This window comes from Pseudoalteromonas lipolytica (assembly GCF_003515105.1).
Lineage (GTDB): Bacteria > Pseudomonadota > Gammaproteobacteria > Enterobacterales > Alteromonadaceae > Pseudoalteromonas > Pseudoalteromonas lipolytica.
The window spans coordinates 389,107-405,863 of sequence record NZ_CP032091.1 but is presented as its reverse complement, the minus strand read 5'-3'; the positions used below and the strand labels follow the sequence as shown (position 1 = coordinate 405,863).

Below are 16,757 nucleotides of genomic sequence, written 5' to 3'. Positions count from 1 at the left end.
TTTTATTTATAGCTATTCGCAATAGGCTTGGTACTCATGCCATGAATAAAAACACTGAATAGAATTGTTGTTAACGTTACTGTCGCAATTTGTTCTTTGTTAGCAATTGTTGTATCCATAACCATTAGTGTAAATACAATTGACGCAAGACCTCTTGGTCCAAACCAGGCAAACGTCAATTTATCTTTTCTATTTAAGTCTGTGAAAAATAAAGAAAGTAATACAGGTATGATTCTAAATAAGGTCACGCTAAGTAATGCATAAAAAACAATAGGCCAAGTAATATCATTAATTATTAAATGTCCACAAACAAACCCAAACAAACACCAAATGAGTAATGCTATAAATTCTGCGATATGCTCCGAGTCTTTAACTAAAGTAAGACGAATTTTTCTTGGTGAAAAATAGTCAAACAATAACCCAGCGACAAATACGGCAATAAATCCACTACCATGAAAGTTTTGTGTTAACGAGAAGATCGCCATTACTAAACCAATCAATAAAAATGGACTGCTATTATTTGCAAAATAATGACGCGCCAAAGCGACCTTAAGGAGTGGAATAAATATCGCTGTTGCAACTGCGGCAACCAAAAACGCAACACCCAATTCTCTAATAAAAACAACGAGAGTATCTGTTGTTGTCACAGCACTATCTGGATTCTGAACTAGCAATAATAAAACTAAAAATATTGGCACACATAATCCATCATTTAACCCACTTTCAGTATTGATCCCTTCTCGAATTTTTTCAGGAACCGACGAGCATTCTAAAATACCTTTGCTTAACGCCGCGTCCGTCGGAGTTAAAATAATTGCAATAAGTGCAGATTGAAATAGTGATAGCTCAGAAAATATAAATAAACCACCGGCAACCCCTGCAAGTAATGTGAGTGGTAATGCTACAAATAAAAGCAGGCTAGGGTACTGAAAACTATGCTGCAATACACTTAACTTTGATTTAGCTGCATCGGTAAATAAAAAAATACTTAGCGTTAACTCAACTAAAGGTAAAATTTCATTGAGTCCATTTTCACCAAGCTTAAATTCACTGGGTAATAAGTAAGACATTGCAATCCCGACCAATACAAAGAACATTGGTCCGGTGATTTCGGTGCGCTCAAGTTGGCGGATTGTCATTGAGTAAAATAGCAACGCACAACCAACAATGGCCAATATGGTGTATTCCATTATACTTTCCTTTTCATCCCTGACTTTGCTCTTTCTTTAATATTAGTTTGAATATAAATTTGATCTGTTGTGGCTATTTTTGCATGACCAAGATCTTCAGATAAATGTTTTAAAGGGCGAGTTTGTGCATCGTGTGTTGCCCCCGTATGTCGAAGCCAATGTGCTGTGGCAGCTTCAAGTTGTTCTGCATCATCTTTAAAACCATCATCAAGTAATGATTTTTTCGCCAAGTCAAAACTTTGTTGAACTAAACGTCTAATTTGTCTAACCGTCATACCACCTTTTCCACGAATTTTGTGAACTAAAGGTTCGGCTTCATCAACTCGGGGCAGGGCGGGTAACCCACGGTATAATCGGTAACGTTTTAGGTAAGTAATAAAATCCTCACTTAATGTTACATCCCGTAATTTATTGCCTTTACCCATTATACGTAAAAACCAGAACCCATCATTATCTTGCCAAAAATGTGACATTACCGGTGACCATTGCGGCCGTTCCGACAATTCAGAAATCCGTAGATACAATCCTTTTAAGCATGCAAGCGTAAATAAGTTTCGCTCAAGATCAGGTTGTTCTTCACATAAATCACGCGTTACACCGAATACATATTCCCACTGAATATCACTTAATGTATCTGGAATTTTAATTTGAGATTGCACAACCAAATATGGGCTATTCTTTTTTACAACAGGTACAAAGTTAGCGAATGTTTTTTCTTCTAGAATGGCGAATTTATAAAATACATTTAATGCAGTAAACATTGCAGCTAACGTTTGTTGACTAGCAATATTTTCTCTTCCGATAAAAGGGCGCCAATTAGAATTTAATCGTCGAATACCTTGTTCATCTTTATATCGCCATTGAACTGAATTTGATAACCACGCTGATTCTGGCTCAACCATAAAATCAACATAAGCTTCAATATCTTCACGTTTTAGTTCAAAAACTGATTTTTCAGCTATGAGCCAAGACCATAAACAAAAACGTTCAAGTTCATTTCTAAATCGATTAAATGTCGCTTCGGATTTTCGACCATACACATAAAGAAACTGATACAAAAAAGCCAAGTCATTTTTTGATTCAGCAACAGTCAATCCAACCTGGTGTATAAATGTATCAAGTTCTGGATATTCTGTTGCTAGAGTATCATCTTCTAGGTGGGCAATTTGGTAACGAAGTTGTTTTATAGTATCGACTAGAGCAACGAGCATAATGTATAAATATCTTGTAAAATAACTAGTTATAAGAGTAACACAAAGTCCGATACTGTCTAGTATTGGACTTAAGATATCCTTAAATTAACGAGTATTTTAATTACTATCTTGCCATACAATTATTCAAGGAATATGTATGAAAAAGTTTATTGCAATCAGTTTAATCATATTATCAACCGTTTTGTCGGGTTGTGCTACTACCGGCAGTGCCTCTCCGAGTGAAAAACGGGCGCTAGTTCAGAGTATGAAAACAAACACTCTAAACACATTATATGCAGAAAAACCTGATGTGAAACAACAAATTGCTAACTCAGCTGGCTATGCTGTTTTCGATAATGCCAATGTAAATGTAGTTTTGGCAAGTTTTGGCGGTGGCTACGGTGTTGTTAAAAACAACCTAACAGGTAAATCAACTTACATGAACATGGGCGAAGCAGGTTTAGGCCTCGGTTTAGGTGTTAAAGATTTCAATGTTGTTATGGTTTTTCATAATCAGGCTGCTGTAAACCGTTTCATCGAGCATGGATGGGCGTTTGGTGGCAACGCAGATGCAGCCGCTAAATATGAAGATAAAGGTGGCGCTTTAGTTGCCGAAGCGATAGCCGATCAAGTTACCGTATATTCTTTAACCGAAAATGGCTTGGCGCTTCAAGCTGTTCTTAAAGGCACTAAATTTTGGGTAGATTCTGAGCTAAATCAGTAAATAAAAACCCTTCTATAAGTGGGCTAGTGAGTAACATAACGCCCACTTTTATTTATTGCACTATATTTAACATAACGTAATTTATGGGATATTTATAATTGCTATATCTTAATACACTAGCTTCTGCGAAATTTCAGATTTCTTTCTCAAATCCGAATATCACTTAAAATTATTGTATAACCTCCCTATCATAGTAAGCCATTTTAGTTAGGTGTGCGAAAGCTTTCGCTGACTATAAATACACTCATTTTTATGACAATACTAAAAGGAAGTCACGTGAGAAAATTATTGCTACTAATCATTATTGGATTGTTTGGTTGGGAATATTATGCAACAAATTATGGCGGCATTTCGCCAATAGACACATTACAGAGCGAAGTTATTGACCCCATTCGGACAAAGTATACTCGTAAACGTAACGGACCCTATTTAACAGATGAGAGCAAATTTGTCTGTGATGGCAGGCAATACTGTAGTGAGATGACCTCGCTTGAAGAAGCACTTTTTTTTATTAAAAACTGCCCTAATACAGACATGGATGGAGACTATGATGGTGATCCATGTGAAAACGACACGAGACTCCGCCCCTAAATATAAAATCTAAACATGGCGCACATGCTTAGTATTAAAAAATAAACTATCCCAATACACTCTGAATTCAAGATAATTTATTTAGAGTGTTCTTTTTTCTTATAGTGGGTTCTCTTTTTTAGTCCCTTAAATAATTAAAAAGTATTTACCTTCAAAATACAAAAACAGAATTTTCCTAGTTATTTTTCACTGACTTAGCGCTAAATTGATCTAAGACAACAGTCATTTTATTGGTACTGGTTAACATCTTTTTTATAAATAATGTTTAAACTTCAACCGATAAATTGATGAATTTTATTGATAGCTAACGACACACTTGGATGATTTCTACGTGATAAAAGCAAAAATAACTAACAACGAAGTGAAATTTTCTGAATCAGATATTCTCCTTTCGACAACCGATCTTAAAAGTCATATCACTTATGCGAATAAAGATTTCTGCAAAATCGCCGGTTTTGATTTAGATGAAATGAAAGGCAAGCCACACAATCTTGTTCGCCACCCTGATATGCCAAAACTTGCTTTTGCTGACCTGTGGAAACATTTACAAAATGGCCAATCTTGGATGGGACCGGTTAAAAATCGCTGTAAAAATGGTGATTATTATTGGGTTAATGCGTTTGCGACTCCTATCAGGGATGAAAATAATCGAACAATTGAATATCAGTCAGTACGTACTAAACCAAATGATGATGTTGTAGCACGTGCCAGCAGTGAATATAAAAAAATCAATGATGGACAAAAATCTCGCGCGTTATCAAAAAAGTATGATGTAACTTTATTTATTAGCATCCTTTTAGCCGCGTGTTTTGTTACGGCTTTAGCCTCTGTTTTGATCAATGGCTTTGAAATATTGAATACGGTATTACTCATCGTTTTAGCTACTATAAATAGTCTGATGTTCTTTTGGCGTAGGCGCTACACACAGCTAATTAGTAAAGCAAAAGACATATACAATAACCCTTTAATGGCTTACTTATACTCAGGAACAAATGATGACATTGGCTATTTGAATTTAGCATTTGAAATGCAACAAGCAAAACTTAAAGCGATTGTCGGGCGTGTTAATGACGTAACAATGGGAGTGAATAATAATGCAATACAGTGCGCTGAAACTGGACACCATGTTACTGAACTATTAAGTAAACAAGCTGACGAAGTGTCACAAATTGTTATTGCGACGGAGCAAATGTCAGCGTCGATAAATGACTTATCATCGAGTACAACAGACACAAGCCAAGCAGCCGAAACGGCGATGAAATCAACAGAGCAAGGGTCACAAGCTGTACAACAAACGATTAATTCAATAAACGAGCTGGACAAAAAACTTCACTCAGCCAGCGAGCAAGTTGTGAATTTAGTGGAGGGTAATAAGCATATTGTCTCCATTTTATCGGAAATAAATGCCATAGCAGAGCAAACGAATCTATTAGCATTAAACGCCGCGATTGAATCAGCACGTGCTGGTGAACAAGGTAGAGGTTTTGCTGTCGTTGCGGGTGAAGTACGCGCCCTCGCCTCACGGACTCAGCAATCAACCGAAGAAATTAATACTGTTTTAAATCGTCTCACTGGGGCATCTAAAGAAGCACAAAATGCGATGTCTGATGGCCTCAAGTTGTCTTCAGAAAGCGTGAGTTTAGCCCATAAAAGCGGCGAAAGTTTACAACATATCAACGCACAATCGGTTAAGTTAAGCGAACTTAATAGTATTATTTCACAAGCAATTAGTGACCAATTAGCAGCCAGTCAAGCAATTGCTGCCAATATATCAGCAGCGCAAGATTTTGCGCATGAATGTACTTCGCTTGGTCATTCTGCCCAGCAATTGTGCGAAGGATTATTATCGAAAGTAACGGAGCAAACCGCACTCATTAATCAATTTAAGTAATTATGTTTATTTTAAAATCGTTATTATTACATAGCAGATGAAATGTTTCTGCTAATCGTTCGGTTTCGCTAAGAACATGTTGCCAATACTTTATACGCGTGTCGGCATCAAGTACTGTGAAGTCTGTTCTGTCTGGTATTTTATTGTAGGGTAATGACGCTATAAACTTTGCTGAAGGTGTAACCATCACCACATTATCGTAATTACGCGGTGTGATCCCCCTGCTTAGGTTTTTATCAAACCACCCTGCTTTTGGCTTATTATTAAAGTGCGGATAAAGTATTAACCCTTCATTGTGAATTGTTAAATCAAAATGGTAATCAATAATACCGCCATCTCGGTACATACCTTGCGGTGTGCCTGGTATATTTTTAATGCCTTGCATTACTAACGGAATTGAGCCTGATGCAAGTAAAGCATCGGCTAGATTAGCTTCTGTAAGCTCAACTGTTTGAGTATTAAAGGTATTATTGTCACTAAAGGATAGATTACTATTCGCAGGTTGAAACACGAAACGTTCATATTGTTTGCTCAACAACCGTCTATTTACTCTGTTAAATAGGTAACTTTTTGATAACCCCATTAGCTGCATAACTTTGTTTTCTGAAGCCGTAAAACCATTTGATTTAGCAACAATAAAATGCGCCTTAAAAACGGGGTTATTAATAATTTCTTCAATACCGTTTTCAGCAAATACATAGTTCAGAAGCAATCGTGCTTTTTCTGTTATTTCAGTTGGCTTAGCTTTGTTAGAGGAATAGCGTGTTTCGGAGTACGATTTAGCTAAGCGTGATATTGCAGCCACAGGATCATTTTGCGCAAAACAGGCCGCACGAAAAGCGCCAGCACTTGAACCTACTAAATTTAAAGGTTGTGTTCTCTGTTTAAAAAACTCGCCGAATAAGTACTTGTCTAGACCGAACAAAGTAAACCATTTAGGCCCACCACTCGCACCTAAAAATGTACTAAAAAGATCTGCAGAGAGTCCCTGCTCTCGTATTGTTTTTGCAGCGGTTGGCCCTGCGTAAATATCAATCATGTACTGCTTTTCTCATCATTTTTGTTTTTGACGCCAAATACCCAGCTCAGTGTGTCCTTGTACTTTAACATGTTCGGCGTTAAATACGGGGTCTTTTCCTTCGGCACGTTGCGTGTTGTAATCTTTGGTCACTGCCAATATAGTGGGTGTTAACCGTATGATAGCGATAACATTTACCACTGTCATCAACCCTAAAGCGATGTCGGCTAAATCCCATACTTGTTTAAGTGTCGCTGAGGCTCCCCAAATCATCATCGATAAGTAAAGCCCGGTATACACTGTTCGCCCAAATTTATTGTCTAGTTTAAATAAATGAAGGTTGCTTTCTGCGTAGGCGTAATTTGCAACAACTGAGGTAAATGCAAACAAGCAAATGGCCGCAGCTACAAAATAAATTCCACCAGCAGCCATATGTGCTGTCATCGCAGATTGCGTTAGGCGAATGCCTTCCATTTCGCCAGTTATATCAATATCAGCGAGTAGTATGATCACCGCTGTGCAACTACACAGCACAATTGTGTCGAAAAACACACCAAGCATTTGAATATAACCTTGCGTTACAGGATGGTTAGGTATTGGCGATGCACAACCTGCGGCATGAGGCACACTGCCTGCACCGGCTTCGTTTGAATACAGTCCTCGTTGTATACCATTTTTAATTGCGGCGCCCATGGCACCAGCGCCCGCTTCTTGTAAGCCAAATGCAGATAGTAAGATATCCTCAATCATTTCAGGTACCTTGCCTAGATTTAATAGGGTAATAGTCACCGCAGCCAGTACAAATAAAATGCCCATTACGGGCACTACACGCTCTGCAAATCGGGCGATTGCTTTAAAGCCACCCAAAATAATGCTTCCCGCTAAAAGTGTGATCACAATCCCTGAATACAGTGTGGGGATTTCAAAAGCGTAGTTCAGGGCATCTGTTATGGTATTAGTTTGCATCGCACTGAATGTGAAGCCGTAACCAAGGAATAAACAAAAAGCAAAACACACGGCAAGCCACCGACTCGCAAGGCCTTGTTCAATGTAATAAGCAGGCCCGCCTCTAAAGTCGCCATTAGCGTCTCTTACTTTATATACTTGACCTAAAACACTTTCTGCAAAACCTGTTGCCATTCCCAGTATCGCAATAACCCACATCCAAAAGATAGCACCACTACCGCCTAACGATATTGCTACCGCAACACCGGCTAAATTACCTGTCCCTACTCGCGCAGATAACCCGGTGCACAATGCTTGAAACGAACTGATAGAATTTTTATCTGTGCTGCTGCTGGTTTTTAATAAACTGAACATATGGCGAAATTTAAGAAGCTGAATGGCTTTTAGCCGTACTGAAAACCAAATACCAGCAAACAGAAGAATATAGATGAGGAGCTGGCCGTCTCCCCACAATAGATTATTAATAGCACCAACAGCAGAATTGAACATGGTTAGCCTTTTATTGTTATTTTTTAGAATAAAAAATCACTAAAAGTGAATAGTTAGCTAACCACTTTAACTTTATTTACAAATATCTCAAGTACGTAATGTGTTTAATTGCAGTGCGTACCCTCTAAAAACTTACGGCCTGCTGCTAATCCTAATTTATGATCAAATCGCAAGTCGGAGTCTGTGCTCCCTAATAATTTACTGCGCAGTTTGTCGCCTGCGAATATTTGCGTAATACGCACATCGCTTGGGGGATTGGCTATAAAATCAAGTTCATCTTGATACGCTTGTTCATGTTGCAATAAATAATCGATTGTTTTTGGGCAATAGCCAGACACACTCACGAGTGACCTCAATTTAGTGACCCATTCAGATTGCACTTGAAAATCTTTATCAACCGTTCTTATAACCACAATATCGCGAGCGCCTCGCTTATAAGCTTCTTTAACAGGCAGTGGTGCAGCTAAGCCGCCGTCTAAAAATACATTATTTGCTAAGTCAGTATTTGCACTTTGAATAATGGCATCATTAGCAGCTTTGGTCGTAAACCAAGGCGTTAAGTTAACCCCATCTCTATATAAGAATGGCAGTGCACTAGACGCTTTTAGTAATGCAAGCCACTGCGTGTCTTCACCTGTCGGTGTTAAGTAATAGGGCTTACGATCAATTGCATGAGTGGCTGTTATTAACAGCTCTCGTTGGCCTAAACTTTGTGTTGCTGTTTTGAAATCAAGGGCGCGGTTTACTTCTTTGGTTTTATCAAAATACCAATCAAGATCAACAATACTTTTGCCAATTAAGCCACGCCCCAGTTGAAAAAAACGTTTATGCCGCGACAGCCCTCTAATAAGGCGTTTTGCGTAACCCTTTTGTCTGGCTAGATAACTGGTTAAGTTTTGTGAACCTGCTGATGTGCCAATAAATAAATCGAATGGATCGTAGTTTTCTTCTAACCATGCATCTAATACACCTGCGGTAAAAATCCCTCGTTGCCCGCCCCCCTCAGCAATTAATGCTGTTTTTGTTTGTGGCTCGACGTTGGCAATTGTTTGAGATTTCACGGTGCACCTTCCTAGGGTTGTAGTTAATATTGACAGTGTATTGGGTTTATTTAAATCCTTAAAATAGAATAATTAAATCAGTTCAATTCAAAAAACCGTTTAATTATGAGAAAACAGACACACAGTGTGGTGCGTAATTTACGTCATTACGCACCGTAACCGATTAACTCATTATGTTCGCAAGTATCGTCAGCGCGTGTTGTCTGTCGCTCAATTCGTACAGGTCGTTAGTAAAAATAAACTCATCAACCTGTAGCTCTTTTTTAATCATACTCAACTTATGCTTAACGCTCGCTTGACTACCTACAACAGCAAGCCCTAAAAAGCTTTCAACTTGCATTTTTTCTTGAGGTGACCACAGTCCATCCATACTTGCAATCGGCTCTTTTAACCACAATGCTTGACCGCGCATTAACGCTAATATTCGCTGCTTTGAAGTTGTAGCCAGAAACTGTGCTTGCTCATCAGTATCAGCAGCCACCACAGGCAACCCAAGCATCACATAAGGTTTATCTAATACGTCTGATGGTTGAAACTCGCGTCGGTACAACGCTATAGCATCATGAACAAATCGTGGCGCAAAGTGACCTGCAAATGCATATGGCAACCCTTTTTTCGCTGCTAATTGAGCGCTGTATAAGCTTGATCCTAACAACCAAATAGGAACATTTGTATTTTCACCGGGAATAGCCCTAACAGGTGAGTCACCTTTATAGGGGCCTAATAAACTTTGTAACTCGGTGACTTCGTCTGCAAAATGCTCAGCACGCTGCTCATCGCGTCGCAACGCGCGACTTGTAATGGGGTCGCTACCGGGTGCACGTCCTAAGCCTAAATCAATACGACCAGGATATAGACTTTCAAGCGTGCCAAATTGCTCAGCAACAACTAAAGGAGGATGGTTAGGTAACATGACCCCACCCGCACCGACACGGATACGCTGCGTTTTTCCTGCAACATGGCCGATAAGTACTGATGTCGCCGCACATACGATGCCACGCATATTATGATGCTCAGCCATCCAAAAGCGATTAAAGCCTAGCTCATCGGCAGTTTGTGCATAGGCAACACTATTAGCAAGGGTTTGTGAAACTGTTTCGTTCTCTTTCATTGGGCTCAGTTCAAGCAATGAAAAAGGCATACCGCTTAATTCAGACATAAGCTCTCCATAATGGGGTTGATAACGTTATAATGAGTGCGAATGTGCTTTTTTCAAATGCTAATTAAGCACGGCTTTGTTGCTGTTTTTCCACTTTTAGTCCATCTGCATCAATACCACGTTTCCAGTATGCGGATGCAACAATGTGCTCACGCGCTACAGAAAAGCGACTGGTTACTAAGCGTTTAATCTCTTTAACAAGATTTGCTTCAAGCGCCATAAAAACCAAAGGCTGAGTGTTATACCCGCCACATAATTGTGCTACTTGGTCTAAAAGTTCTGTTTCTGGCTTATTGGTGACAAGCCAATGAACACTGTGATTAATAGCCGCTTTGTTTTGCTCAAGCTCAATAATATCGTCTTTATCTTCAATATGAATGAGCACATCAACATGCGCACTACTTGGAAGTACTTGCAGATAACCATTGATAGCATTGATAGATGTGAGGTCTGCAAGCATTAAATATTGAGCCTGTTCAAAATCAGTCAATTTTTTAGGACCTGGCCCAGCAATCCCTACTTCATCACCAATACATGCGTTCTTTGCCCAATTTGTCGCAGTTCCCTGATGTTGATTAATAACAAAATCCAGTGTTATAGCACGTGTTACAGGGTCAATATCACGAATTGTGTAAGAGCGCATAATTGCAGGATGCTCAGCGTTTAGATCTTGTTCTACGTGGTATTCACCTGGATGCGGAAATAACACTTTTACGTAAGCGCCTTTCGCATCGAGTGGAAAATCGACAAAGTCTGGTGAACCAACCGTGATCCGTTGTAAGTGCGGCGAAATGCGCGTGGTATTTAATACATTTGCACGACGAACTTTTTTTGCCATGTTTGTCTCCTATAAAGTTTTACACTGCCCCATTAGTTGATATAATCAACTATATACTTTTAATTGACTTTGTCAACTAACTAGGTAAACCATGTCACAAACATCACTTTCTTCAGCTTTATTTACACTGGCGCAGAGCTACCGTGTCACAGTACGTAATGCGATTAACGCGAATGAATTAGGTTTAAATGCCCTCCATGTGCGCTGTTTACACATTATTGCTGAAACCAACCACTGTACTGCTAATCATATAGTCGCTAAAACAGGCCGTGACAAAGCACAAATAGCACGGCTTATTAAAGAACTACTCAAACTCGCATTAATTACAAAATGCGCTGATGAAAATGATAAACGCTGCTTAATTTTATCATTGACAGAACAAGGGAGTGCTTTGTTCTCACGCCTAGAGGTCGCCGAGCAAGAGGTAGACAAGACTCTGTGCCAAGGGTTAACAGAGCAACAAATCAGCGAATTCATTTCGACAGCCACAATCATGATCGAAAATATTAACCGTATCGACCGTTAATCACATTGGCAAGATTACGATAAACCACTATACTGTACAAACATACAGTATAGTGGTTTTTTTATGCGTGTTATTCCTATTTATATTGAAGCAGGCGTATGTGGTTTCGAATCACCTGCGGCTCAATACAAAGAACTTGGCTTATCATTAGATCAGCTGTTAATTAAGCACCCCGATGCGACTTTTATTGGTATTGCGTCGGGAGAATCAATGCAAGGTGTCGGTATTTTTGATGGCGACTTATTGCTTGTTGATCGCGCTGAAGATGTTAAAAATGGCGATGTAATCGTCGCAAACTTAAACGGTTTATTTGTTTGTAAATTACTCGACAAACACAATGCACAGTTATTGTCAGCCTCTGCCAAGTACCCCGCAGTGCAGTTAAGAGATTCTGATGAATTTCAACTCGAAGGTGTTGTTACCCGCTCTATTCGTATGCACCGCAGTAGCAAAGAACTACTATCATGTACGCCTTAGTTGATGCAGTGGCGTTTTATGCCAGTGCAGAAAAAGTTTTTGACCCGTCGATTCGTCGTAAACCCGTTGTGGTTCTAACTAACAACGATGGCTGTATTTGTGCTGTGTGCCCTATTGCTCGCAAGCTTGCGATCCCAAAGTTTCAACCTTATTTTCAAGTTAAACAATACCTCTTTGATCATCAGGTTGTGATCCGTTCTTCTAATTATGAGCTTTACGCAAATTTAAGCGAGCGTATGATGAATGTGATAGGTCGCTTTTGTGATAACCAACACATTTATTCGATTGATGAGTCTTTTTTAAATTTTAACGGTTTTAATCCACTCATAACTGATTGGTATCGTTATGGGCATACCATTCGACGTACAGTCTGGCGTGAAACAAAACTGCCCGTGGGCGTAGGGTTTGGTCCTACGGCAACACTTGCAAAGGCAGCAAACCATGCGGCCAAAAAACTACCGGGGTTTGATGGTGTTGCCGTCATAGATTCTGAGTCTTCACGGGTCAATATTTTACGCGCCATGGATATACAAGATGTATGGGGCGTGGGAAAACGGTTAGCTAAAAAGCTAAAGTTAATGAACATTAACACCGCACTTGATCTTGCACAGCAAGACCCCCGAAAAATGAAACGCTTATTTAGTGTAGTACTTGAGCGTACCGTTAATGAACTATGTGGCAAACGCTGTTTGAGCTGGGATGATGTACGCCAAGATAAAAAAGAAATTTTTTCAACACGTAGCTTTGGTGAGCGCGTAACAGATCCCATAACGCTAAAAACCGCATTGATTAATCACAGCGCTATTGTAGCGCGTAAACTACGCGCTCAAGGGTCGCTGACTCAACGTTTACTGATATTTGTCGCCAGTTCACCACACCAACAAGGCTACTACAAAAAATCGTATATTTATGAGTTCAATATCGCCACCGCCGACAGCCGTGTATTTGCTAATGCAATTAGCGAGGTATTCGAGCAGTTATACAAACCCAATGTGCTTTTTTACAAATGTGGTGTTGGCGCACTAGAGCTTACAAGCCACATGTTCCAACAACCCGACTTATTTCAAGCCTCCATCGATAACCCCAAGTTAATGCAATGCTTAGACAAAATAAATGCCCGCTTTGGCATCGGCACATTAGCCATAGCCAGTGAAACGTCTAGCGCTGACTGGCATATGAAACGAGAGTATTTATCACCCCATTACACAACACGCTGGTATAACTTGCCAAAAATACACTGTTAAAAGTAATGCAGTAGCTGTAGTTTAAATTGCTGCTCTGATACTTGCCAATCTTGATATACAAAAGAGCTTCTGAATCCCCAATTTTGCGCTAAGGCAATTTGCCAATGCGCAGAAAACTCAATGTGCTTGTCACTGCGGGGCTCATTGAACAGCCATAATGCTTGGCCTGATAAAGCTAACTTTTGTGACGCTGTCACTTGCCATATAGCACCGGCCTCGCTGCCTAAAGCAAATGAAAGCGAATCAATTAACGAACCTGTTTGCAACAAAGACGACGCTAAAATATAGCTTTGAAAATGGTTGGCATCACCAAAGGATTTACCGTATCCACCTTGAATAAAGCTACGGCCAGCTCGCTTTTTTAACGTGGGTTGGCGGTCATAACCAACGCGGACATTCCAAGACCAAGAATCAAAAAGTCGATTGTCAGGTGCTAAAGACATGGCATCTATCACATATAAACGCTCTAAAAAAAGGCGCTCGTTGTTATCAATACTCGCCTCTACATCAAAAAAGCTGATTTGGGCGCCGGGTATAAAGCCCCCTGCATTATCTAATAAATCGTGATAAGCAACACGATAACTTAAACCAACACGGTTGGCGCTATTTTCATAGTGGCTAACCACAGCACCAATACGCGCAGAGCCATGTCCCTGCTCGGGACTAACGCGCGGTATTTGGGGTGGCTCAAAGGGTGAAACAACATGATATTGGCTTCGTTGATGAAGAAGTCGCGTTAATCGTGGGGCTATTTCGTCGCGAGCAAGACCTTGATCATAGTACTGATAATTAAGCCATTCATAGGCCATTTCGAGTACTGGCACAGCATCTTTAGCCGAAAGTGATAAATCATGCAAAGGTTTTCCATCACGTAATGCTTGTGCCATGACAAGTTGTTCATCGGTTAACTGGCTTTCATAATTAAGTAACTTGGTGCCCGACGCTGCGCGATATTTAGGGGGCTGTAATAACCCATATTGCTTTAATGCAGCAACTGTATCTGAGGGAATTGCGTGTGTAGAAAACTCCGAGGTTAAAAACAAATCATCACGCGCTAGCTGTAACAAGGCTAATAGCTGATATGAGCAATTCTCATCAATAAAAAAATAATCAAATGTAGCCCACTGCATCTCCCATAAATGAAGCAAGATACGCTGAATTTCTGGCTCTGATAAGTTAAGCGGATACTCCCAAATATCACGCGATTCGAGATCATTATATTCACGCACCTTTCTATAGTAAGGCATTAAGGTGAACTTACCGGGGTATTGACCAATAACGCCTTTTAAAGCGTAAAGCGCCGCATTATCTGTTGCATCTGGTTCAGCAGCGAAATTTACCGCAAAAGCTATTAGTTCACGACTGCGAGTTTGATCCCTTGCGTCTATGCGCAGTAACGTATGACCAAACATAGATGAGGGATCATTCATAAACGCAGTTGGAAACACCAAGGTTATACCTTTAGGGTTTATAAGCTGTTGCCAAACATCTATCTCAGGGCACAAAAGTTCAGGCCACTGCGGAAAAAAATGATCCTTCAGCCACCTATAGCGAGCAGGAAAACGACATTGAGCCTCATTATTATCAGCCAACTCAAATGCTTTTATCGTGGCAATAAGCTCAGCATGAGGATCGCTCTTACCTACAGGCGAAAAGAAAAATGCATTACTGTCTACTTCACTTTCATACGAAGAAAAACGTTGCTGATTATAATGTCCTAGTTTAAGCCAGTAAGGGTTATAAGCGATATCTTTTGTAACCGTACTAGAAAAAACAGCGCTGCTAAAGAGCACTAAACAGAGCAATAAAAGTCTATGCATAAGAGAATAAAAGCCCGTAAAGGGCTTTATAAAGAAAAACGTCAATTAAGACAAAGTGTAAGATGCAAGTTGTGCATCATTTGCTACAAGTGTGTTTAGATTTTCAAGTACAATTTGAGATGTCACATTTTCTGATGTGAAAACATGCGAAAACTGTGTTTGCACTAATTTATTGAATGCCGCTTTATCTTGGCTTTCTACGCCCCAAACTTCAGCAAGTGTTTCAAGTGCTTCGCCTTCACCGCGAGACATATCACGTGCAAGTTGTTCCATATTGCCATCAATAAACGTTGCAACTTTCGTTGATGCAGTTACTGTGCCTGTGCCATCACAGCCTAGCGTACCAAATGTAATACCGAATGTTTGGTTACCAGAAATACCATTTGTTGTTGCACCAAGTACTTTAACAACTTTACCGTCTTTACCTGCAAATAACATTGAACCGAAACCACAACCAATATCTTGGTCGGCCATTGCAGTTGAAAGTGGAAGTAGTGAAAGTGCAGAAATAGCAATTAATTTTTTCATATCCTGAATCCTTTTAGATAAACCGTTATTAACATTAATAAGGCAAATTAAGCTTATACAGAATGCACTCTATATCAAATAAAAAATACCTAAAATAGAGAAAAAACAACAGACATGTTCAAAAATCAACCAACTTAGCCCCTGTTAAGCGACTGAGGTCGTGAACAGAAATCGAAACCTCTAAACCACGTTTTCCTGCAGACACGTACATAAGCTCACAGTTTGATGCACAATGGTGGATAAACGTAGCAAGTCGCTTTTTCTGACCAAGCGGGCTAACTCCTCCAAAAATATAACCTGTGCTATTTTCAACTTTTTGCTGAGCAGCCATCTGCACCCTTTTTACACCGGCCGCTTTGGCTAACATTTTAAGGTTTACTTGCTGCATAACTGGCAACACCGCAACAAGCAGATGATTGTCGTTATCTTCAAGTACCAACGTTTTAAATACTTGCTCTGCCGGTAAGCCTAACTTTTCAACCGCTTCAAGACCGTATTGTGTGTTATTGGGGTCATGGTCGTAGCTAAGAACATTAAACTTAATTCCCTTTTTTTTGAGTAAGTTAATTGCAGGTGTCATCTATTAATCCTTAAAAAACCAATGCTGTTTCATTAAAAAGTATCATAACTGTTTGTTATAGAGAAAGAAGCAAACACATTAAAAACCGTTCTTTAATGACCAATAAAAATTCCTGCATACGCTACACTAAAGGTATGAGCACCAAGCAAGGTCAGTATCATGTCGAAACACACCTGCTTCTATCTTATAAAGCAGTGCATAGTTATCATTACATTACTAAGCACCATAAACTTTATCTGCAACGAATACACAGCTTGGAATGCGTATATTGCCTGTCAAAATAAGTGCCATACCCTAGGGCTTGATAAGGGAAAAATTCAAAAAACTGCATTCTCAGAGGATGTAACTCTGTGTCGGTGTCTTGCCGATACAGACTACTATGTGGTGCTAAACTAATGTTTTGTATAAAAATAGAAACTAGGAAAAAATAAAATTTAACGTATTATAAAATTCTACTAACGA

General features: G+C 39.6%; 16 protein-coding genes. 6 read left to right on the top strand and 10 right to left on the bottom strand.

The features are described 5' to 3' along the window. Positions 1-2 precede the first annotated feature (2 nt). Together D0907_RS18110 and D0907_RS18105 are read right to left on the bottom strand one after the other, a co-directional pair. Positions 3-1,190, bottom strand: a complete 1,188-nt coding sequence (locus tag D0907_RS18110; RefSeq protein ID WP_074988390.1) for a cation:proton antiporter — start codon at positions 1,188-1,190, stop codon at positions 3-5. After that, positions 1,190-2,401, bottom strand: coding sequence for a tyrosine-type recombinase/integrase (locus D0907_RS18105; RefSeq protein WP_036972641.1), 1,212 nt, complete (start codon positions 2,399-2,401; stop codon positions 1,190-1,192). Before D0907_RS18105 ends, D0907_RS18110 begins: the two co-directional genes overlap by 1 nt. A 139-nt stretch (positions 2,402-2,540) precedes the next feature. Between D0907_RS18105 and D0907_RS18100 the strand changes: the two genes are divergently transcribed. From D0907_RS18100 to D0907_RS18090, 3 genes are all read left to right on the top strand, one after another. After that, the gene (locus tag D0907_RS18100; RefSeq protein WP_036972643.1) at positions 2,541-3,107 is read left to right on the top strand and encodes a lipid-binding SYLF domain-containing protein; all 567 of its coding nucleotides are present in this window, start codon (positions 2,541-2,543) and stop codon (positions 3,105-3,107) included. A 276-nt stretch (positions 3,108-3,383) separates the two neighbouring features. Next, complete coding sequence (locus D0907_RS18095) at positions 3,384-3,698, top strand: excalibur calcium-binding domain-containing protein (protein ID WP_244223171.1); 315 nt, start codon at positions 3,384-3,386, stop codon at positions 3,696-3,698. Positions 3,699-4,029: 331 nt separating this feature from the next. Continuing rightward, positions 4,030-5,589, top strand: a complete 1,560-nt coding sequence (locus D0907_RS18090; protein ID WP_162898070.1) for a methyl-accepting chemotaxis protein — start codon at positions 4,030-4,032, stop codon at positions 5,587-5,589. Here D0907_RS18090 and D0907_RS18085 read toward each other — a convergent pair. From D0907_RS18085 to D0907_RS18065, 5 genes are all read right to left on the bottom strand, one after another. Further along, complete coding sequence (locus D0907_RS18085) at positions 5,582-6,628, bottom strand: patatin-like phospholipase family protein (RefSeq protein WP_118844971.1); 1,047 nt, start codon at positions 6,626-6,628, stop codon at positions 5,582-5,584. The genes D0907_RS18090 and D0907_RS18085 overlap by 8 nt on opposite strands. 15 nt (positions 6,629-6,643) lie before the next feature. After that, on the bottom strand, positions 6,644-8,062 hold the full coding sequence (locus tag D0907_RS18080; RefSeq protein ID WP_118844970.1) for an alanine/glycine:cation symporter family protein: 1,419 nt from the start codon (positions 8,060-8,062) through the stop codon (positions 6,644-6,646). Between the two features lie 104 nt (positions 8,063-8,166). After that, a complete protein-coding gene (locus tag D0907_RS18075; protein WP_118844969.1) occupies positions 8,167-9,123 on the bottom strand; it encodes a patatin-like phospholipase family protein in 957 nt (318 codons plus the stop codon). A 163-nt stretch (positions 9,124-9,286) separates the two neighbouring features. After that, positions 9,287-10,282 (bottom strand): LLM class flavin-dependent oxidoreductase, encoded by a 996-nt coding sequence (locus D0907_RS18070; protein WP_036972660.1) that lies wholly within the window; start codon positions 10,280-10,282, stop codon positions 9,287-9,289. Between the two features lie 64 nt (positions 10,283-10,346). Continuing rightward, positions 10,347-11,120: a siderophore-interacting protein gene (locus tag D0907_RS18065; RefSeq protein WP_118844968.1), complete on the bottom strand. Its 774-nt coding sequence runs from the start codon at positions 11,118-11,120 to the stop codon at positions 10,347-10,349. A 91-nt stretch (positions 11,121-11,211) separates the two neighbouring features. Here D0907_RS18065 and D0907_RS18060 point away from each other — a divergent pair, with 91 nt between their 5' ends. From D0907_RS18060 to D0907_RS18050, 3 genes are all read left to right on the top strand, one after another. Beyond that, positions 11,212-11,646, top strand: coding sequence for a MarR family winged helix-turn-helix transcriptional regulator (locus D0907_RS18060; RefSeq protein ID WP_065979176.1), 435 nt, complete (start codon positions 11,212-11,214; stop codon positions 11,644-11,646). Between the two features lie 63 nt (positions 11,647-11,709). Next, positions 11,710-12,123, top strand: a complete 414-nt coding sequence (locus tag D0907_RS18055; protein WP_036972666.1) for a LexA family protein — start codon at positions 11,710-11,712, stop codon at positions 12,121-12,123. After that, positions 12,111-13,367: a Y-family DNA polymerase gene (locus D0907_RS18050; RefSeq protein WP_118844967.1), complete on the top strand. Its 1,257-nt coding sequence runs from the start codon at positions 12,111-12,113 to the stop codon at positions 13,365-13,367. The genes D0907_RS18055 and D0907_RS18050 overlap by 13 nt, the downstream gene beginning before the upstream one ends. Here D0907_RS18050 and D0907_RS18045 read toward each other — a convergent pair. The 3 genes from D0907_RS18045 to ybaK all read right to left on the bottom strand — a co-directional run bounded on the left by D0907_RS18045 (position 13,364) and on the right by ybaK (position 16,295). Continuing rightward, positions 13,364-15,187 carry an Lnb N-terminal periplasmic domain-containing protein gene (locus tag D0907_RS18045; protein WP_118844966.1) on the bottom strand — a complete coding sequence of 608 codons (1,824 nt, stop codon included), beginning with the start codon at positions 15,185-15,187 and terminating at the stop codon, positions 13,364-13,366. The two genes, D0907_RS18050 and D0907_RS18045, sit on opposite strands and share 4 nt — an antisense overlap. A gap of 45 nt (positions 15,188-15,232) precedes the next feature. Continuing rightward, positions 15,233-15,715, bottom strand: coding sequence for a DUF3015 domain-containing protein (locus D0907_RS18040; RefSeq protein WP_065979173.1), 483 nt, complete (start codon positions 15,713-15,715; stop codon positions 15,233-15,235). A gap of 118 nt (positions 15,716-15,833) precedes the next feature. Continuing rightward, positions 15,834-16,295 carry a Cys-tRNA(Pro) deacylase gene (ybaK, locus tag D0907_RS18035; protein WP_065979172.1) on the bottom strand — a complete coding sequence of 154 codons (462 nt, stop codon included), beginning with the start codon at positions 16,293-16,295 and terminating at the stop codon, positions 15,834-15,836. Positions 16,296-16,757: the final 462 nt, after the last annotated feature.